General features: G+C 54.3%; 15 protein-coding genes. 8 read left to right on the top strand and 7 right to left on the bottom strand.

What is annotated here, in order from left to right; genetic code table 11:
• Positions 1-34 precede the first annotated feature (34 nt).
• From BVE01S_RS14275 to BVE01S_RS16895, 3 genes are read right to left on the bottom strand one after another with little or no spacing between them, the layout of a single operon-like run.
• A complete protein-coding gene (locus BVE01S_RS14275; protein WP_146112022.1) occupies positions 35-2,260 on the bottom strand; it encodes a glycosyltransferase family 4 protein in 2,226 nt (741 codons plus the stop codon).
• A gap of 1 nt (position 2,261) precedes the next feature.
• Positions 2,262-3,113, bottom strand: a complete 852-nt coding sequence (locus BVE01S_RS14270) for an NAD-dependent epimerase/dehydratase family protein (RefSeq protein ID WP_066628942.1) — start codon at positions 3,111-3,113, stop codon at positions 2,262-2,264.
• Complete coding sequence (locus tag BVE01S_RS16895) at positions 3,110-3,586, bottom strand: hypothetical protein (protein WP_146112021.1); 477 nt, start codon at positions 3,584-3,586, stop codon at positions 3,110-3,112. Before BVE01S_RS16895 ends, BVE01S_RS14270 begins: the two co-directional genes overlap by 4 nt.
• 166 nt (positions 3,587-3,752) lie before the next feature.
• Here BVE01S_RS16895 and BVE01S_RS14260 point away from each other — a divergent pair, with 166 nt between their 5' ends.
• The 4 genes from BVE01S_RS14260 to BVE01S_RS16890 are packed head-to-tail and all read left to right on the top strand — an operon-like array spanning position 3,753 to position 7,274.
• On the top strand, positions 3,753-4,529 hold the full coding sequence (locus tag BVE01S_RS14260; RefSeq protein ID WP_066628936.1) for an ABC transporter permease: 777 nt from the start codon (positions 3,753-3,755) through the stop codon (positions 4,527-4,529).
• A gap of 46 nt (positions 4,530-4,575) precedes the next feature.
• Positions 4,576-5,739, top strand: a complete 1,164-nt coding sequence (locus BVE01S_RS14255; protein WP_066628933.1) for a KpsE/RkpR family capsule polysaccharide export protein — start codon at positions 4,576-4,578, stop codon at positions 5,737-5,739.
• Between the two features lie 35 nt (positions 5,740-5,774).
• Positions 5,775-6,410 carry an ABC transporter ATP-binding protein gene (locus tag BVE01S_RS14250; protein WP_244878391.1) on the top strand — a complete coding sequence of 212 codons (636 nt, stop codon included), beginning with the start codon at positions 5,775-5,777 and terminating at the stop codon, positions 6,408-6,410.
• Positions 6,411-6,413: 3 nt separating this feature from the next.
• Complete coding sequence (locus tag BVE01S_RS16890) at positions 6,414-7,274, top strand: hypothetical protein (protein ID WP_157076473.1); 861 nt, start codon at positions 6,414-6,416, stop codon at positions 7,272-7,274.
• A gap of 9 nt (positions 7,275-7,283) precedes the next feature.
• Here the strand turns inward: BVE01S_RS16890 and BVE01S_RS16600 are convergent, their stop codons facing one another.
• From BVE01S_RS16600 to BVE01S_RS16590, 3 genes are all read right to left on the bottom strand, one after another.
• Positions 7,284-7,871 (bottom strand): class I SAM-dependent methyltransferase, encoded by a 588-nt coding sequence (locus tag BVE01S_RS16600; RefSeq protein ID WP_169802128.1) that lies wholly within the window; start codon positions 7,869-7,871, stop codon positions 7,284-7,286.
• Between the two features lie 261 nt (positions 7,872-8,132).
• Positions 8,133-11,000, bottom strand: coding sequence for a glycosyltransferase (locus BVE01S_RS16595; RefSeq protein WP_157076471.1), 2,868 nt, complete (start codon positions 10,998-11,000; stop codon positions 8,133-8,135).
• A complete protein-coding gene (locus BVE01S_RS16590) occupies positions 10,997-12,334 on the bottom strand; it encodes a glycosyltransferase family protein (RefSeq protein WP_084375420.1) in 1,338 nt (445 codons plus the stop codon). The genes BVE01S_RS16595 and BVE01S_RS16590 overlap by 4 nt, the downstream gene beginning before the upstream one ends.
• A 99-nt stretch (positions 12,335-12,433) precedes the next feature.
• Here BVE01S_RS16590 and BVE01S_RS14230 point away from each other — a divergent pair, with 99 nt between their 5' ends.
• The 4 genes from BVE01S_RS14230 to BVE01S_RS14215 are packed head-to-tail and all read left to right on the top strand — an operon-like array spanning position 12,434 to position 16,331.
• Complete coding sequence (locus BVE01S_RS14230; protein WP_066628915.1) at positions 12,434-13,393, top strand: NAD-dependent epimerase/dehydratase family protein; 960 nt, start codon at positions 12,434-12,436, stop codon at positions 13,391-13,393.
• Positions 13,393-14,697: an HAD-IIIA family hydrolase gene (locus BVE01S_RS14225; protein ID WP_066628912.1), complete on the top strand. Its 1,305-nt coding sequence runs from the start codon at positions 13,393-13,395 to the stop codon at positions 14,695-14,697. The genes BVE01S_RS14230 and BVE01S_RS14225 overlap by 1 nt, the downstream gene beginning before the upstream one ends.
• 9 nt (positions 14,698-14,706) lie before the next feature.
• Entirely contained in the window at positions 14,707-15,690 is a 984-nt protein-coding gene (locus BVE01S_RS14220) for a GHMP family kinase ATP-binding protein (protein ID WP_066628909.1), read from the top strand.
• Between the two features lie 14 nt (positions 15,691-15,704).
• Entirely contained in the window at positions 15,705-16,331 is a 627-nt protein-coding gene (locus BVE01S_RS14215) for a D-sedoheptulose-7-phosphate isomerase (RefSeq protein WP_066628907.1), read from the top strand.
• A 2-nt stretch (positions 16,332-16,333) separates the two neighbouring features.
• Here BVE01S_RS14215 and rfbA read toward each other — a convergent pair whose 3' ends face one another.
• On the bottom strand, positions 16,334-17,206 hold the full coding sequence (rfbA, locus tag BVE01S_RS14210) for a glucose-1-phosphate thymidylyltransferase RfbA (protein WP_066628905.1): 873 nt from the start codon (positions 17,204-17,206) through the stop codon (positions 16,334-16,336).
• Positions 17,207-17,327 lie beyond the last annotated feature (121 nt).

Here is a 17,327-nt window from a genome sequence, read left to right as displayed (position 1 = left end):
GAAAGGAAGTTGCCCTTGCGGAAGTACCGAGAGCCTAGCCTGCTCGTTTTTGAGACGAAATCATCGGCTTTACGATTGTCTGCGAATGAAGCGACTGGCTGATTCTTTTCTTATCGAGAGCGCTTTTCATATACCCTTCAATCAGCTTGGCCATTTCGACTTCCGTCGGGAACTGAGCAGCCAGTTCGATGCCGTTGGCGGACAGGCGTTGTCGCAGGTCTTCATCTTCCAGAACCGAGCAAATGCCTGCGGCGATAGCTTCCGGTGTGGGATCGACCAGCACGGCATTGTCCGCGTTGTCGTAGTTGACGACGTTGCCGTTTGCAGAGAGATCGACGACCGGGCATCCGCAAGCCATCATTTCGAAGGGCACGAGAGACGGGTTCGTCGTCGAGAAGCACAGGCCAACCGTGGAGGTTCTGTATAAATCTCCCAGCTCTTCGATTGTTTCCGTCATTCCAAGATTGGTGAACTCGAACGGAACGTCGCTATAGGCTTCGCCCTTGTCCCCGTAGAAAACTATCTCGACGTCAGGGTGGATTTTCTTGACTAAGGCCAATGCAGCTACGCCTAACGGGTAGCAACGTCGCGGCATATGCGGTCTGGCGAAGAAGGCGACCTTCATGCGCGACCCGTGTCCGATAATATCGGGGTAATATATCTGGCGATCAATCGGGAAGCGGAAGAAATCACCTTCCTTTTCGCCAACTGTCGCCGCCAACATTTTTAAAGGCCAAGGTCCTGAGGTGATGAAGTGGAAGCCGAAATCGTAAGACGCCATGGCGCGCACATATTCGGTGCCCATTGGATAGAACATCGGCTCGAAATCTTGCAGGAAGTAGACCTGTAACGCAGCCTTTTCGGAATTATCCTTGGACACGTAGGCTGTCGTCCAGAAAGTAGAGACCAGGATATCGCAGTTTCCTATATCTTCGACACCCAATATAACGTCAGCATAAAGATTGAAGAATTCAAGGGTAATAAACTCGGCAACCTCGGCCCCATTTGAGAATCTATGATTATCTGGAAGAATGTGGACTTTACAGGTGTGGCCGAACTCGCCCAAATAGCGGATGGCACGGAAGATGTTTCTGTGACCTCCGGAAGCTTCGAAGGGCTGGGGAATGATCCACGTAATCGACAAGCCGCCGACCTTGCGAAGACCGTGACGGTCTTTCGGCGCGCTCACTGATCTTTTGACTTCATGTTGCTGAATAATGTCTTGATAGACCTCCACCAATCGATGCCCTATCGCTTGAGGGGAAAAGCGCGATAGGGCGGCGCGATGAGCTTCGCGGCTCATTTGTTCGTGCAGATCATGATTATCCAGCAAGGTGCTCAGCGCTTGGTGCCATTCGGCTTCGGTCCGGGCCAGAATTCCGTTCAGGCCGGAGGTTATGCTCTCGGCGAACGAGGGAACCGGACTTGCTATGGTAGGAACCCTAGAAAGCGCGGCTTCGACAAATTTGAGCTGGCTCTTGGCGTGGCAGAACAGGCTATCGATTTCGAAAGGGGCGAGATTGATCCAAAGAGACGCCGTTTCAAGAACGAGGTCCTCCCAATTCAGCAGATCAACCTTAACGATTTTGTCTTCCAGGCCGGGCAGCAGTTTTTCTGTGTCTAGAAATCCAACCACCTTGAGATAGACGTCGTCATATTCTTTCAAAATGCGCGCCACGGCGGGCGCCGCCTCGGCGAAATCCTTCTGGTGTGTCTTGGTGCCGCTTAGATAGCCAATGAAGCGTGGGGAATCGCAAGGAGGGTTCGTGAGGGCGGCGATCTCCACTTGGCGATCATTCAGGCCGAACGGAATGACCCATGCATCCTTACCGGTGTATCTTTCGATGTAGGATGCCAGAAACGACGTCGAGGTCGTGTGATATTCAGCACTTTTCATAGCGCGAGATATAGAGCGAATTCCGCTCAAGTATTCTTGCTGCTCTGCTGGTGTCATGCGTCGATAGACGTCGATCTGATCAACGGCGGACGCATCGAACACTAGATCGTCTACATCGTAGACTAACGGGATTCCGAAAGATTTAACGAAGTTAAACAGTTGCCCACTGCGTTCGTTATATCCTCCACGGAAGTTTATAACGATCGAGAACGATGAGATGTATTCGGAATCCAAGCGCTCGGGGTGAATGTCCCAAATCCATTCAGCGTGATGACCTGCCGCTTTGAGAGCTTCGATGTGATTGAAGACACGATATCGTTTGCTAGGCCCTTCGTTGCATCCGAGTATATATAGAACGCGCAATTCATGTCTCCGTAATTTCGGATGCGGTGGCTGCTAGTATTTGCCTAATTTTTGACGCGTCGCCCCAGATACTGGGCGAATCGTATTCCCGATCCGGGAAGGCCCCGTACTGCAGGTCCATCGCTATTCCATTTTCGGACAAGAACCTCAAGACTCGAGCAGCCAAGGCCTCCGGTTGTCCAGAGCAACAGTTGATAACGCCCAAGATTTTGGACTGTGCATCTGCTGCTACGATTTGCCTTGCGAGTTCAGCAACATCAATGAAGTCGCACTGATTGCGACCTGATGTGAAGGGGAAGGTCCGCTTACCGTCTTCATAACTCCGGAGTATCTTGCCGAAAACGGATTGGCTGTGCCGGTCATCGCCCGTGATGTAGAAGGCGCGAAGCCAGCGAAAATCCGTTCTGCTGTCTTTCAGATTTGCAGTAAGCGCCTTTCGAAGGCTGTCCTTCGCAATTCCGTACAACGAATGGGGATCGGTCGGCGTGTGCTCGTCGATAGGCCCTACCCAATAACCGACCTCATGCATGGTTCCCATGACCGTGAGGCTCTTCAGGCCTCCAGCGCATAGTGAGCTCAGGAAGAGATAGTGGGCCGATAGATCGGCCATGTGGGCGTCCGAATTGTGTCGGAATCCGTCGCGCCAAGCGAGGTGGATGCAGCTGTCGCAGGTCTCGGTGATGCGCCCGATGTCCAAGTCGAAACAGCTTTGGTCAAGCCGTCGGACCTCGCCGCCAAAGTCATCTGGCTTTGATGAGGTGATATAGACAACATCGCCGCGCTGTAGAAGGCTCTCAACGACGTGACGGCCAATATAGCCGTTGGCGCCAGTGACTAGGACGCGCCGCTTCACGGCCGCGCCCGCCTTCTACGTCGCAAGGCCCGTTTCACATTGCGTCCCCAGCCAGACAACAGCCTAGCCAATCGGACCGGTGGGCTGCGCATCACGCCCTGCAATGCATGAATCTGCTTCTCGAGTTCATAAATGCGAACTCGGTCCGAGTCTGGCGGGGTATCCGACGAGGCGGTTACATGCTCGGAACTGATTGGCTGCTCGTCGTGAGCTGCGGAATAAAGGCGGTCCGCGGAAATCAGTCTTTGCAGCTCTTTCCTGGAGGGCAGGCTGGCGCCGTTTCCAGGAGCCTGCAGATTCAGAGCATCTCGAAGCACGAGCATGTCGCGTTCAACTCGCTGGCTCTTGTTGCGGTAGAAGTTCAGCTCGGATTGCAGGACGGCAAGGCGAAAATCGGCACTTGGCGTTTCAGCTGAATGGACTTGCGACGCGGCCGGGAGGTTCGTCGTCGCCGTGGCGCTTTTGGGCTTCATAGTCCTCGCCATCGATTGAGCAATGGGTTTCAAAGCAAGGGCATACGGAAAGACCCAAACCAAGGCAAGGCAATGCTAGGGTGATCCGCCCGCTAGGGCCGAGGTCGCTTGTAAACCGCTTCGGTAGGGCTTAGCCGGTTGCGAAGACCAACCGAGAGCTCCCTACATGGTTCTGAAGCAGATCGACCGCCACCGACGAATCATAGGCGCGCTCATCATGCGTGAAATGCTGACAAGGTATGGCCGCGAAGGCATAGGCTTCATGTGGCTCGTCGCCGAGCCATTGATGTTTTGCTTCGGCGTTCTCATCATGTGGTCGGTGATCAAGCCGCCCTACGAGCACGGTGTTCGCTTGGCGCCGTTTTTGATGACCGGCTATATGAGCCTCTTGTTGTTGCGGCATATCGTTTCTCACTGTCTCAGTGCAGTTCAGGCAAACGCCGGGCTGCTCTATCATCGCCAGATATCTGTGCTGCACATCTATCTGTCACGGTGGCTTATGGAGGTCGCGGGCGCAACCATCGCGTTCTTCGTCGTCTACGCAGTCCTGTTCGGTCTGGGCCAGGTTGGTCTGCCTCACGATGTGCTGCTTCTTTATTCCGGCTGGTTCTTGATGTCGCTGGTAGCTCTGGGGATAGCTCTCATCTTTGCCGCGTTGGCCCTGCAGTACGAGATCGTCGAGCGAATCGTTCAGGTGGTGATGTACCTCATGATCCCCGCCTCGGGCGCCTTTGTAATGGCGTCCTGGATTCCCGACAAATATCGCGACGCATATTTGCACATCCCAATGCCTAACGCGGTTGAAATGGTGCGGGCTGGAGTTTTTGGAGAGTTCGTGAGCACCTACTATCATGCCGACTATTTGTTGGCTTGCGCGGCCGTCCTCATCGTGATCGGGCTGCTCATGGTCAGCCGCGCAAAGAAGCACTTGGAGATCGAATAAGAGTCTCCTATTCACCACGCTCTATCGAACCGAGCGGACAGTGCGTATGTCGGATTCCAAGCTGACCTATTTGGGACCTGTGCCAGGCTTGGCCGAAGCGAGCGGCAAGAAAGCCTTTCTGCAGCGGGTACCGATCGCCTTGGTGCTCGTGGTCGGGCTGCCGACGTTGATCGCCGCGATTTATTTTTTACTGCTAGCTTCACCCCGGTATGTGTCCGAGGCTCGCTTCATTGTCCGTGCGCCGGCCAAGGAGCAGCCTTCGTCTTTGGGTGTGGCACTGCAGGGTGTGGGGATTGCGTCTACGCAGACTGACGCGTTTGCCGTTCACGAATATGTGGAGTCGCCTGCAGCGCTTCGGGAATTGTCTCGGACTCTGGATTTGCGCCGAATGTATGGGAAGTCTGCGGCCGACCCGTTTTCCCGCGTGCCCAAGCCTTGGCAGTCTGGAAGCTTCGATGAACTTCATAATGGACTTAAGGGATATTTGACCATCGGATATAACGCGACCACCGGCATCAGTACGCTCAGGGTGGAAGCTTTCAGTCCAAAAGATGCGCAGGCCGTCGCACAGCAGCTGCTCATTGGTGGGGAGCGCCTCATCAATAACTTGAACGAGCGTGCAAATCAGGATGCTGTAAGTCAGGCTGAAATGACGGTGGAGAGAGCGCGTAGTCGTCTCGTCGCCATTCAGGGTGAATTGACGGCTTTCCGAAATCGCGAGCAGTTTTTCGACCCTGAGCAATCTGCGAGCGTAAGCACCGAACTGATCGGCAAGCTCGCAGTCGAGCTTGCGACTGCGCGGGCTGAACGTGCCCTCGTCGCTGAGCAAACGCCTCAAAGCCCTACTCTGCCAACCTTGGACGGGCGCATTAGGGCGCTCAACGCGCAGTTAGAGGTCGAACGCGGGCGGATCGCGGGTGACAATGATTCACTAGTTCGCAAGGCTGGCGCCTATGAGGCAATGATACTGAACCGCGAACTTGCGAGCCGAGCCGTGACGGCGGCTTCTGCGTCTCTCGAAACGGCGCAGATCGATGCGAGGCGCCAAAAACTCTACCTGGATCGCGTGGTCGATCCGACCTTGCCCAGTGACGCCTCGCAACCCAAGCGTTTGCTTTCGATCTTGGCTGTCTTCGCCACCTGCCTTTTGATCTATGGCGGGGGATGGCTGGTCTGGGCAGGCCTCCGCGAAAGCCGTCATCATTCATGACAAACGGTGCCGATGCGGGCTTAGTCGTTCGGAGGTTGTCCAAGCGTTACTCCGGCGCTGGTGCACGGGTTCTCTTTGAGGATTTGAACTTCGATGTCGGGCGTGGAGAGCGTTTGGCGGTTCTCGGACGGAACGGTCAGGGGAAATCCACGCTCATAAAAATTCTAGGCGGTGTTCTCGCGCCCACAGCCGGCATTGTAGACTGGAAGATGTCGCCTTCCTGGCCGATCGGCTTCGGCGGCGGCTTTCAGGGCAGTCTGAGTGGACTGGACAATATTCGCTTTATCACCAGAATCTACGAAAGATCCTATGATGAGGTGTTTGAACGCGTCGAGTCGTTCGCCGAGCTAGGCACCGCTCTGGAGCGACCCGTCAAGCATTACTCATCTGGAATGCGAGCCCGGCTGGCTTTCGGTCTGTCTCTCGCTATCGATTTCGACTGCTACCTTATCGATGAGCTTGTCGCCGTAGGCGATGCTCGTTTTCAAGCCAAATGCGCAGAGGAGCTTTTCGGCGCACGTCGAGATCGAGCGTTTCTGATTGCATCACACGACATGAACTTGATCTCTCATGTCTGTGAGCGCGCGCTTATCGTCGAGGGGGGAAGAGCCAAGATGTTCGACGATATCGGAGAGGCTGTTGATGTATATTCCTGGCTCCGGGCTGCTTAAGATATGTCGGTTGTAGGTGTCTACCAAATACCATCACACAATGAGCAGGGATGGCGTAGTGACCTTTACCGTCATGCGGCCGCTTCTGGCTGGATGACGCATGAGGGCTCGCTTTCGGAAGAGCGAGATTCTGAGCTGAATCATCTGCTTGTGACTTCTGACCCAGCACAGATTTTGGGTCTAGACGTTGATCAATGGGTAGTGCTTGGACGATCTTCCAGCGAAGCCGCCGCGTGGATACAGAGTGTACTAGACCTCAATGGAGATGAGTGCGTCAGCTTGACCTCAAGCGTTATGGCTGCGGCAGATTTTCTTATCCATCGAGGCGCAAGATTCATCGATGCCGATGAAGATCGGGTTCAGGTGCCGCTTTTGGGGGATGTAAAACGCAGCGAAACTGCATCCGTCTATTCGCCCAATATGGATATCGTCAGGCGCGCAAAAAAAACATTGGCGCATTTCGAAATTTTGCCGACACGGCCGGATGTCTGTGCGGAGTGGGACGGGTCGCTTCTACGCGTTCCGGGCGCCGATATGTTCGGTATCGACGTTATTGACCTGACTGGTCGCGCCCGAGGCCTTGTGGAAGGGCCATTTTTGGCGCTGTCTCCAGGACGTTGGCGGGTAGATAGTGAGTGGAGCATTGGTGACTTCACTAGTGAAGTAGCGCTCCAGTTTAGCTGGGGGCCCTACGGCAATACGATCAACTATTTCGAGCCCGCGCGACGTCAAGGGCGATACCGTGTGACAATGGATGCCCTCTGGTCGAATGTAGCTCCTGCAATGTTAGGCGTTTCGCTCATGCATCCATGCTTCCATGGTTCCCTAGCCCTGATAAAATTGCATTTGAGCCGCGTTCACTAATTCCATCAACTAAACTGTATTCGCCTGCAATGCGACGGTCATAGCATTCATTGCGTGGTCGTAATAAAACTTCAAAATGTTCAGGTTGTTATTTTTTGCCAGGACTTCGAAGCTTCTCTCACAATAAAAATAGTAGTGGCCGGGGTATACATGCTCATAGCTAAGTACTGGAACTTGTATGAAGAAAAGGCCTCCTGGCTTTAATGTCTTTGCGCATAGTTCAAAGACCGCTCCGGGATCCAGGAAGTGCTCCATTGCATGCCATATTAGAACTGTATCGGTTTCCAGGCTGGCGATTTCATCAGCAGAGACAATCCTGTAGTGATCTCCTACGCGTTCTTTGACTTGATTAAGCCGATCGGTCACGTGGTCGAAGACATTCGCCACCTGAAATCGTGTTGCCGCAGCAGCAGCCATCATGCCCCCGCCCGCGCCAACTTCAAGATAGGATCCTGAAAATTGCCGGTCCAAATCCTTGGAGAAGAAGTCGAATACTGCTCCGTGATTCTTTAGAGCCGCCTCGAATTCTTGCGGTGGCGGAACAGAGTAAAAATCGTCAATTTGAGACCATTTTTTCTGCCAATCTAAAACATCCATCTCTCGGTCTTCTGCCGTCGAATTGTATATTGCGAAACAATTGGAACATATCCAAAGTCGAGCAAATCCAGAGTCTAGGCTTTTACATTCCAAGTATTTTGATGTTGTGCCATGAGATGCGCAAACGCCACACTTCCCAGTTGAAAGAGCGTCGGGTGTAACTTTAGAGAAGGGCAAGGCGACCTCGGTTGGATAGACACATCGGGAATGCATACTGACCCGACAGGATGGAGACGGCAAGCCGCCGCTCTTGGATCATTCCTAAAGCGTAGATCGCGCAGCCGAAAGTAGAATTCGTTCCCATTCGTTGATCATTTCGTCATTACTGATTCGATCTTGGATTATGCGCTCTGCTCTCGTCGCCAAGCCTACCCTAACCTCTGCATTGCTGTAGAGCTTAGCCATAAGGCGCGCTAAATCTGCGTCCTCGCCTGGCTGATAGAAAAGCGCAGAACCCGGTTCGAGCATTTCCCGAATTCCATAGACGGGCGTTGTCACGATTGGTCTGCCCGCAGCCATAGCTTCCAAAATGATTCGAGGTGCGCTTTCTATTCGCGACGTGCATACCACCACATCGGAGGCGGCGAACCAAGGCGTCATGTCTTCGACGGGGCCTGTTAGAACGATGCTGGATCTATGTGGTTCGGGTGCGCGTGCAAGCGCGGCCTTGATCGCCCTCAGATACGCATCTTCCGGTTGAGCTCCGACTACGAAGAGACGAGACGACACGGCGATGTCTGTCGGCAGAGCGGAGAACGCCTTGATGGCGTCGATTTGGCCTTTGCGCTCACACACTGTTCCCGGAAGCAGAAACTGGAACGTCTTCGGGTCCTGGCCGAGATGTAGTCGAGCGGCTTCCTTGGTCGGCGCTAGTCGAATTCCTGCCGAATCTGGCAGGGACGTGGGGATGAAGATGCTGTTGTCTTGCGTGACATCTCTCCAAGCGGTCCTGGTCGCTTCAGCGACATATGCGACGGCGTACGCCGACTGCAGCAGCTTGTAGGCCTGTGCACCTCGATCGGGCAGATTCTTGAAGAAGCAATGCCAAGCGTCGCTCTCATGCTGCCATACCACGGCGGGTTTTCCCGCAAGTCTTGCTGCTTCAAGGGCGCGCCAACTTTGAAGGGAATTGGCCAGCACGATGTCCGCGGCGTTAGTCTTCAGATGGTCCGCAGCGGCGTCTGGCCAAGTCAACAGATTATCGGCCTTCAGGATCGAAACCGGGATCCCGGCCTGCCGGCATTCATCTCCCAATGGGCCGTCGGCAGGGGAGATCAGAATTGGGGAGATCCGACCCTTTCGTTTCAGTCCGATCGCCAGATCGACCAAGGTGCGCGGAGCCCCCTCATGGGCAAGATTATGGCAAAACAAAGCGGCTGTGACTTGGCCCGCTGGTAGGGGAACGCATACCGCTCTTGCTGAACCACCACCATTCCTCATCAGATTCTCGTTCACATATCGATCGAGCGGCAGCGCGGTTCTGGTTCTGATGCGGCGCTTGGTCGCCTCCCGCGTCTCAAAGATCGCCGAAGGGACGACAAGTCCGGGCTTGCACTTGGTCATGGCGGTAGCGACTGCCGCGAGAGGCGAGTGGCCGCCCAAGCTCGATACGTTGAGCGCCAATAGTCTGTCTCGCTTTACTAGCAATGCGTGTGAACTCGGCGCGAGACTTTCGTGCGCAGCTTGTGCTGAAAAATAGGGACCGGCTGTGTTGGGCTTGGATCCTTCTAGCCGTGGTTGAGCGGCGTCGCCTGCGCCATCAAGCACCAAGCCGTTCTCAGCGATGCGGCCATTTCGGCGCGATTGTCCGCCTACGACATCTGCCTCGGCCATTACGGCCTGTCCCACGAGCTGCTTCAACCAATCCTTCGACAATGGCGATACGCCCGAGGCTAGAAGCATTACAAATGGCGCATCCGTCTTGAACGCCATCGCCTGCCATCGTGCCGCGCCGTCAAGTTCAGCATCAATTTGTACATGCGTCAGCGAAAGACTGACGTGACAATTTGATGGTAAATCGTTGTCCGTCAGAATATCCCAAGATGGATAATCCGTTTTGGCGAAAGATTTTAGCATCGCTTGCAGCGCCTCATGATCATTGAGACGAGGAAGAACTACTGTCACCTTGGGCAGATCACCACGGAAAGCCACTTTGTACAGGCCGACGCGTCGCCTAAGCGACCACCCCGTCTGCACCGCTTCGCCAGCAATATTTCGTCTAGCGAGCGCCTCGGTCACCGCCTGATGCCCGGCCTGCAGGCTTTCTGGTTTTGCGTCGCCGGACGCTGCGGTCGAGCCCGGTGAAACGCGCCAATGATATAAGATCCTTGGGATGTGTCCGATGTGACGGGCTTTCTCCGATAATCTCAACGCCAGATCGAAATCCTGAGCGCCGTCGAATGCGGGACGAACTCCACCGACATCTTCGAAAAGTGCCCGTCTCACCGAAAGCGTATGACCTAGATACATGTGTGATAGTAACAGCGTTGGCGACCATCCCGGTTTGAACGCTGGGTCAAATCTGTTTCCAGATTTGTCGATCTTGTCATGGTCGGTATAGACGACGTCAGCGAATGGAACCTTCGCATAATAAAGCGCAATTTCTGCAAGGCAGTCCTCGTGAAGAAGATCGTCCTGATCGAGAAAAACGAGGATATCGTTTTTTGCTATCGAGGCTGCACTGTTGGTCGCTGCAGCTATTCCACCGTTCTTTTCGCGTATCGTCAGGTGGATCCGTGGATCAAGGTGCGTGTTCCCTCGCAACCAATTCCTAGTATCGGATTCCATGCCGGAGTCGTCCGCGATACAAAGTTCCCAGTTCTGAAATGTTTGCGACTTGACCGAAGCGATAGCCTCCTCAAGAGCGTCTAGCGGCGCGCGATAGACGGGCATGATGACCGAAATGGACGGCGGTTTCTTGCCCGCTTGGGACAGAGCAAGAATCAACGACGCCGAACCAATCCGCGAGGGCTGGTTAACGTCAAGCCATGCCTCATAGGGCTGCCGACGAGCTTGCAGCAAACGACGTGCCTGATGTTCACGAAGTGGAGTGAGGTGCTTCTCAGCAGCTCTCTGCAACAAGCGCAGGCGTTTTCTAGCGATACGTATGGCGCGAAAAAGCAACGTCACGCTGCGTGTTCACTAATGCCATAGGCCGACAAGGCTTGTCGAGCCGCATAAGTGTCGGAATAACGGTGAAGAACGGCAGCGTGCGCCTCGTTTCCAATGGCCCGGCCAAGACAGGGCGAGTTGAACATCGCCTCTAGCTTCTCCAACCACTCAGAGTGTGACGAGGCCAGCATACCGTTACGGCCGTCGACTATTGCTGATCGGTACGACGCCGTCCTGCTTGCCAATGTTGGAGTTTTCACTAATGCGCTCTCGAAGTATTTGAGCTCGCTCTTGCTCTGACAGAATGAAGACTTTTCGTCGAGACAGGCGATGTTGAGATCACTATCATTCAGTATATCGAGTGTGTCGACGTATTCTGTAAATGGGATTGACTCAACTTGACTAGCAACACTCTCCCAATGATCTCCAAGGTCAAGAAATCCGACCAGCGTAAAAACTACGTTCCCGTGAACTTTTAAGAATGTTAGTAGAGCGGACTCGCATTCTTTAAAGTCCTGCCCGTGCGTCGCGCTTCCAGAAAGATATGAAATACGAAACTTTCCGTCTCTGCGTTTGCTTTTCGAATTCAACTCTATCGACCTGGCCAGCTGCGCATCATTGAACGAGTTGGTAACGTGGCGGGTGTCCGCGCCCAGTCTGTCCATGGCGATCGCCAGATGGGGCGTTGCAGCGGTCGCACGCCCGCAAAGTCTCATCATCGACAGGTATCCCAAAACCTCATTTTTGTAAGATTCCTGCCCGGCTGAATTGAGACGCCGATAAACGTCGATTTGATCAAGTATTTCTGGGTCTACGACATAATCGTCAATATCAAAGAAGACGCGTGTTCCCAAGGATTTTAGCCGAAAAATAACGTCTGAATAATCATTCTTTGGGGTGTTCAAAGATCTGAAAAAAACAACGACTTCAGGGTTCATGTTTTGATAGAAAATGCGACGACACTCGCTTAACATTATTTCAGTGCAGCACACGCCGAGTTTTCTAAGTCCGCTCATCAAGTTTCGGATTCTGTATCTTTGAGACTCCCCCTCCGTGCATCCATTTATAAAAATAATGCGGGGGCGCTTTGGAGTCTCCGAGAGCGGAAGAAGGGGAAGGGAGGGCCTTCGGGCAATGGTATGTCGCTCAAGCCAGCGAAGCGGGCTTGCCACCAGCCAGCTAAGCGATTGCCGATCCTGGATCGCCCGAGAGGCGATCCGTTCCAAAGACCGAGCGTACGTGTCGAGCCTCTCCATATCGTCAACATGAGCGTTTGCGTCGCGTTGAGCAGCCGCCAGGCGTATCGCGGCAGCTTGGGCGGCGGCATCGTCCAATAGCGCCTTTTCGGTCATCCGGATTCACCAGGAGTTGTGGCGGACGCTGGTGCGTCCGACGAGTTGCTTCTGGCTACCGCCATACGCTAACTACGTCCAGCATCAGAGCGAGGCGGAATGTCCACACATATCATCACTGGTGGCGCGGGTTTTGTGGGAGCAAATCTCGCTGCCTCACTGCTGGCGGACCAGCATACCGTGATCGCCATCGATGATCTTTCACGTGGTCGCGAGGATGTAATCGCCCCGCTTTACGGAATCCCGGAATTTTCGTTTCGAAAAGCGGACTGCTCCAATTTTCGAGATCTGATGGCGGCGCTTGAGGGATATGAGGGCGCGGACTGCGTCGTTTGGCATCTGGCGGCAAACTCCGATATCCCAGCTGGCGTCGCTGATCCTCGCATCGACCTCGAACGAACTTTTATGACGACGTTCGTCATCCTGGAGGTGATGAAGGCTAAGGGAATGGGGACGTTACACTTTGCCTCCAGTTCAGCCATCTACGGTGATTTCGGCGATACGGAAATTCACGAGGACATCGGGCCGCTTCAACCCATTTCCAACTATGGCGCGATGAAGCTGGCGTCGGAAGCCCAGATTCGCGCTGCGTCAGAAGCGTGGTTGAAACGAGCCAGTATCTTCAGATTCCCCAATGTAATCGGGATTCCCGCCACCCACGGGGTGATCTGGGATTTCGTCCGCAAGTTGAAAGCTGATGACTCCGTCTTGGAGGTCCTCGGTGACGGTACGCAGCAGAAAGCCTATCTCCACATCGACGATCTGGTAAGCGCGATGCGTTTCATCGCGGGTCTGGATGGAGCCTATCTGGTATACAATATCGGCCCCGTGGATGCCGGCATCACAGTGCGAGAGATCGCCGAGGCAGTGAGAGATCGGGTCAACACGTCGGCGAGCATCCGCTATGGCAAGGAAAATCGTGGGTGGGTCGGGGACGTGCCGCGTTTCCGCTATTCAGTCGATAACCTGCTCAAGGCCGGTTGGCGTCCCACGCTTTCTTCTCATGAGGCAGTGCGTCAAGCCGTCGGCGAGATCGCTGGGCAAGAACTGGTTTCGTGATGCGTCAGGCCGTTATTCTTGCTGGGGGGAGGGGGACTCGTCTTGCCGACAGACTGAACGGCCGCCCCAAGCCGCTCGTAGACGTAGACGGTATCCCCTTGCTGGAGCGGCAGCTTGTTCTTCTGGCGGAGCAGGGGATTGAAGAGGTCCTTGTGCTGGTCAATCATGCGGCTGACCAGATCGAAGCCTTCTTTGAAACTCGGGGGGCGAGGGCTCCGAAAGCGCGTTTGATCGACGACGGCGTGCCTCGCGGTACGGCAGGCGCGGTCCTAGCGGTAATGCCGTGGCTCTCGGAGCAGTTTCTTATCGTGTATGGCGATACGCTGTTCGATATCGATATCGCAGCAATGATGCAGGCGCATACGGATGCAAAGGCCGACGTCACACTGTTCCTTCATCCAAACGACCATCCCGCCGATTCCGACCTGGTCGAAATTGATCCAGATGGTCATGTTCGGGGACTGCACGGATATCCTCATCCGCCCGGGGCTGAGCTCAGAAACCTCGTGAATGCGGCCTTCTATATTTGCGAACGCAAAGCGCTGGAGCCTTGGAGCGAAGCCAGTACTCCGCTCGATTTCGCCAAAGATCTTTTTCCTGCGATGGTCGCAAAGGGCCAGCATCTGCATGGCTATGTCAGCTTCGAGTACATCAAGGATCTTGGAACGCCCAAGCGCCTAGACAAAGTGGAGCGACACCTTCGGTCAGGCGTTCCAATACGAGCGCGACGCAATGCGGCGCAGAAGGTCGTATTCGTTGATCGCGACGGCACTCTAAACGTCCTTCGTGACTATGTGCGCCGCCCTGAGGATCTTGATCTCCTTCCGGGTGTCGGCAATGCGATCCGCCGCCTCAACGAGGCCGAGTATCGCGTCGTGGTGGTGACGAATCAGCCTGTGATCGCCCGTGGCGAATGCGATTTTCAAACCATGGGCGCGATCCACGCACGCCTTGAAACCCAAGTTGGTGCGGAAGGAGGATGGTTCGACGCCGTCCAACTCTGTCCGCACCATCCCGATGGTGGTTTTCCGGGCGAGGTGGCAGCCTTGAAGGGGCCGTGTGCGTGCAGAAAACCGGGCACGGGCATGTTCGAACAAGCTGCTGACCGCATGAACATAGACATCCAGCAATCCTGGATGATTGGCGATAGTACAGCGGACGCGAAGGCTGGTGCCGCCTTCGGCCTCCGGACTATATTGCTCGAAACAGGTGAGGGGGGGCGTGATGGGAAATGGCCGGAGGTAGAGCCCACTCTCCGATGTGCCGATCTCTCAGCCGCAGTCGATCACATCCTATCGGACTGAGAGATAATAATGATCATTAGCCGCACACCCCTCCGCATGAGTTTTGTGGGAGGGGGGAGCGATATCAGCTCGTTTTACAGACAATTCGGAGGTGCCGTCCTTTCGACCGCAATTCGCAAATACGTTTATGTTACAGTTAATAAGAAATTCGACGGGGGTATTCGTCTAGCTTATTCAAAGACAGAAGAAGTTTCTTCTCTGCAGGAAATCGATCATCGGCTGTTGCGAGCCACTTTTGAGATGTTGAATCTGGAAGGCGGCGTCGAAATCACCACCACTGCAGATATCCCTTCAAGGGGAACAGGGCTGGGATCTTCAAGTTCTTTCACCGTGGGTTTGATACAGGCAGTTTCCGCTTATCTTGGACGCCATGTTTCTGCTGAAGCATTGGCCGAGAAGAGTTGTGAGGTTGAAATCGAGCGATGCGGAGAACCTATCGGTAAGCAAGATCAGTATGCGGCGGCATTCGGCGGCTTCAACCTCATCGAATTCAAACCTGACGACAGCGTCGCAGTGTCTCCTGTGGTGATGTCCGACACTATCAGGAACACCCTTGAGCGTCGGATTGTAACTTTTTACACAGGCAGGACGCGGAGCGCCTCACACATCCTACGCGAGCAATGCAAAGTCTCCGCCTCGCAGGCGGACAAGCAGAATACTTTGAGGCGAATGGTCGAACTGGCCTATTATCTTCGTGATGAGCTGAGTGCCGGCCATCTCGATGGATTTGGTGAAGTTCTGCACGAGAACTGGATGCTGAAAAAATCGCTTACATCCAGTATCAGCAGCGTGGAGATCGATGACTGGTACGACAGGGCGATCGGAGCCGGCGCGCTAGGGGGCAAACTGCTCGGCGCAGGCGCGGGCGGCTTCATGATGTTCTATGCGGACGAAGATCGTCATGCGGACATTGAAAAAGCCCTGGGTCTCAGGCGGGTGCCTTTTGGGTTTGAGCCGCTTGGATCTAGAATACTATTCTACAATCCAAACTGACGGATGGAACGCCGATGAGTTTTTTTCCTACGCAACGGATCGAACATGCAGGAGATTACGCACGTGCGTATTTTGATCGCCTGAACGACGCGTACGCAACCGTATCGACAGATGCGATGACGGCTGCTGGCCGGTTGTTGTCGGACGCCGCGCAAGCCGGCCGTACGATATATAGCTGTGGAAACGGCGGCTCAGCGGCTATCGCCAATCACCTCGTCTGCGATTGCCTAAAGGGTGTTCGGACCAACTCGAATCTGAAGCCTAAGGTTGTCAGCCTGTCGTCAACAGTCGAATTGATCACTGCCATTGTGAACGATATTGGTTCTGAGCAGATGTTTTCCTTCCAGCTAGAGTCGCTTGGCTCCGAAGGAGATGTACTGGTCGCAATTAGTTCGTCCGGATCGTCTCCAAATATTATAAATGCAGTGAAGACGGCCAAGTCATTGGGTATGCGTACATTGTCCATGACAGGCTTTTCTGGCGGCGAAACTGCGAAACTGGCCGATGTCTCGCTGCATGTGGACGCGCAAAACTATGGTGTTATCGAAGATGCTCACCAATCCCTAATGCACATCCTCGCTCAGTATATGCGGCAGCTTCATATCTCGAATGTGGAGCAATTAGGAAAGCTCAAGTTCTGATTTCAATGACGTATTGACAGCAGTTTGCGAAGATATTGGCCATAAGCGCTCTTACCTAGCTCTGTGGCTAATTTCTCGAACTGGAGTAGGTCGATGAACCCTTGGTCGAGCGCGATCTCTTCTGGACAAGCAATCTTGACGCCCTGGCGTTTCTCGATCGTCCGAACGAACTCCGCCGCCTCGATGAGGCTTTCAGGGGTGCCCGTATCAAGCCACGCAAACCCACGCCCCATGGTCTCGACATTCAGATCGCCACGCTCAAGATAGGCGCGGTTTACATCAGTGATTTCCAACTCTCCGCGACTTGAAGGCGTGAGGTCTGCGGCGATGTCGATCACCCGCTCGTCATAGAAATAAAGCCCCGTCACGGCCCAGTTTGATTTCGGGGAGGCTGGCTTTTCCTCGATTGATATGGCGCGCCTTTTCTCATCAAACTCGATAACGCCATAACGCTCGGGATCATTGACATGATAAGCAAATACCGAGGCGCCGCTGGGGCGGTTGCAAGCGGCCTCGAACAGCGCGGTAGAGCCGTGCCCGTAGAAGATGTTGTCGCCCAAAATCAGGGCTGACGGCTTCCTATCCACGAATTCTGCACCGATTACATAAGCCTGCGCTAAGCCGTCTGGGGTTGGCTGCTCTGCGTATGAGATCGACAGCCCCCACTGAGACCCGTCCCTCAATAAGGCCTGAAATTGCGGAAGATCCCGAGGTGTTGAGATGATCATTATCTCTCGAATCCCCGCCAACATGAGGGTGGAGAGAGGGTAGTAGATCATAGGCTTGTCGTAGACTGGCATCATCTGTTTGGAGACGGCCATCGTCATGGGGTGGAGTCGTGTTCCCGACCCACCAGCAAGAATGATACCTTTCATTGCGACGGCTCCATATTGATCAGCCTATCGACGAGCTGTGGAATTCCATCGCGCCAATGGGTCGGTTGGATTCCAAAGGATGTGGCAATCTTATTGTTGCTCAGTCGAGAATTTATTGGGC

Source organism: Brevundimonas vesicularis NBRC 12165 (assembly GCF_001592205.1).
Classification (GTDB): Bacteria; Pseudomonadota; Alphaproteobacteria; order Caulobacterales; family Caulobacteraceae; genus Brevundimonas; species Brevundimonas vesicularis.
This window is presented reverse-complemented; position numbering and strand designations above follow the sequence as displayed.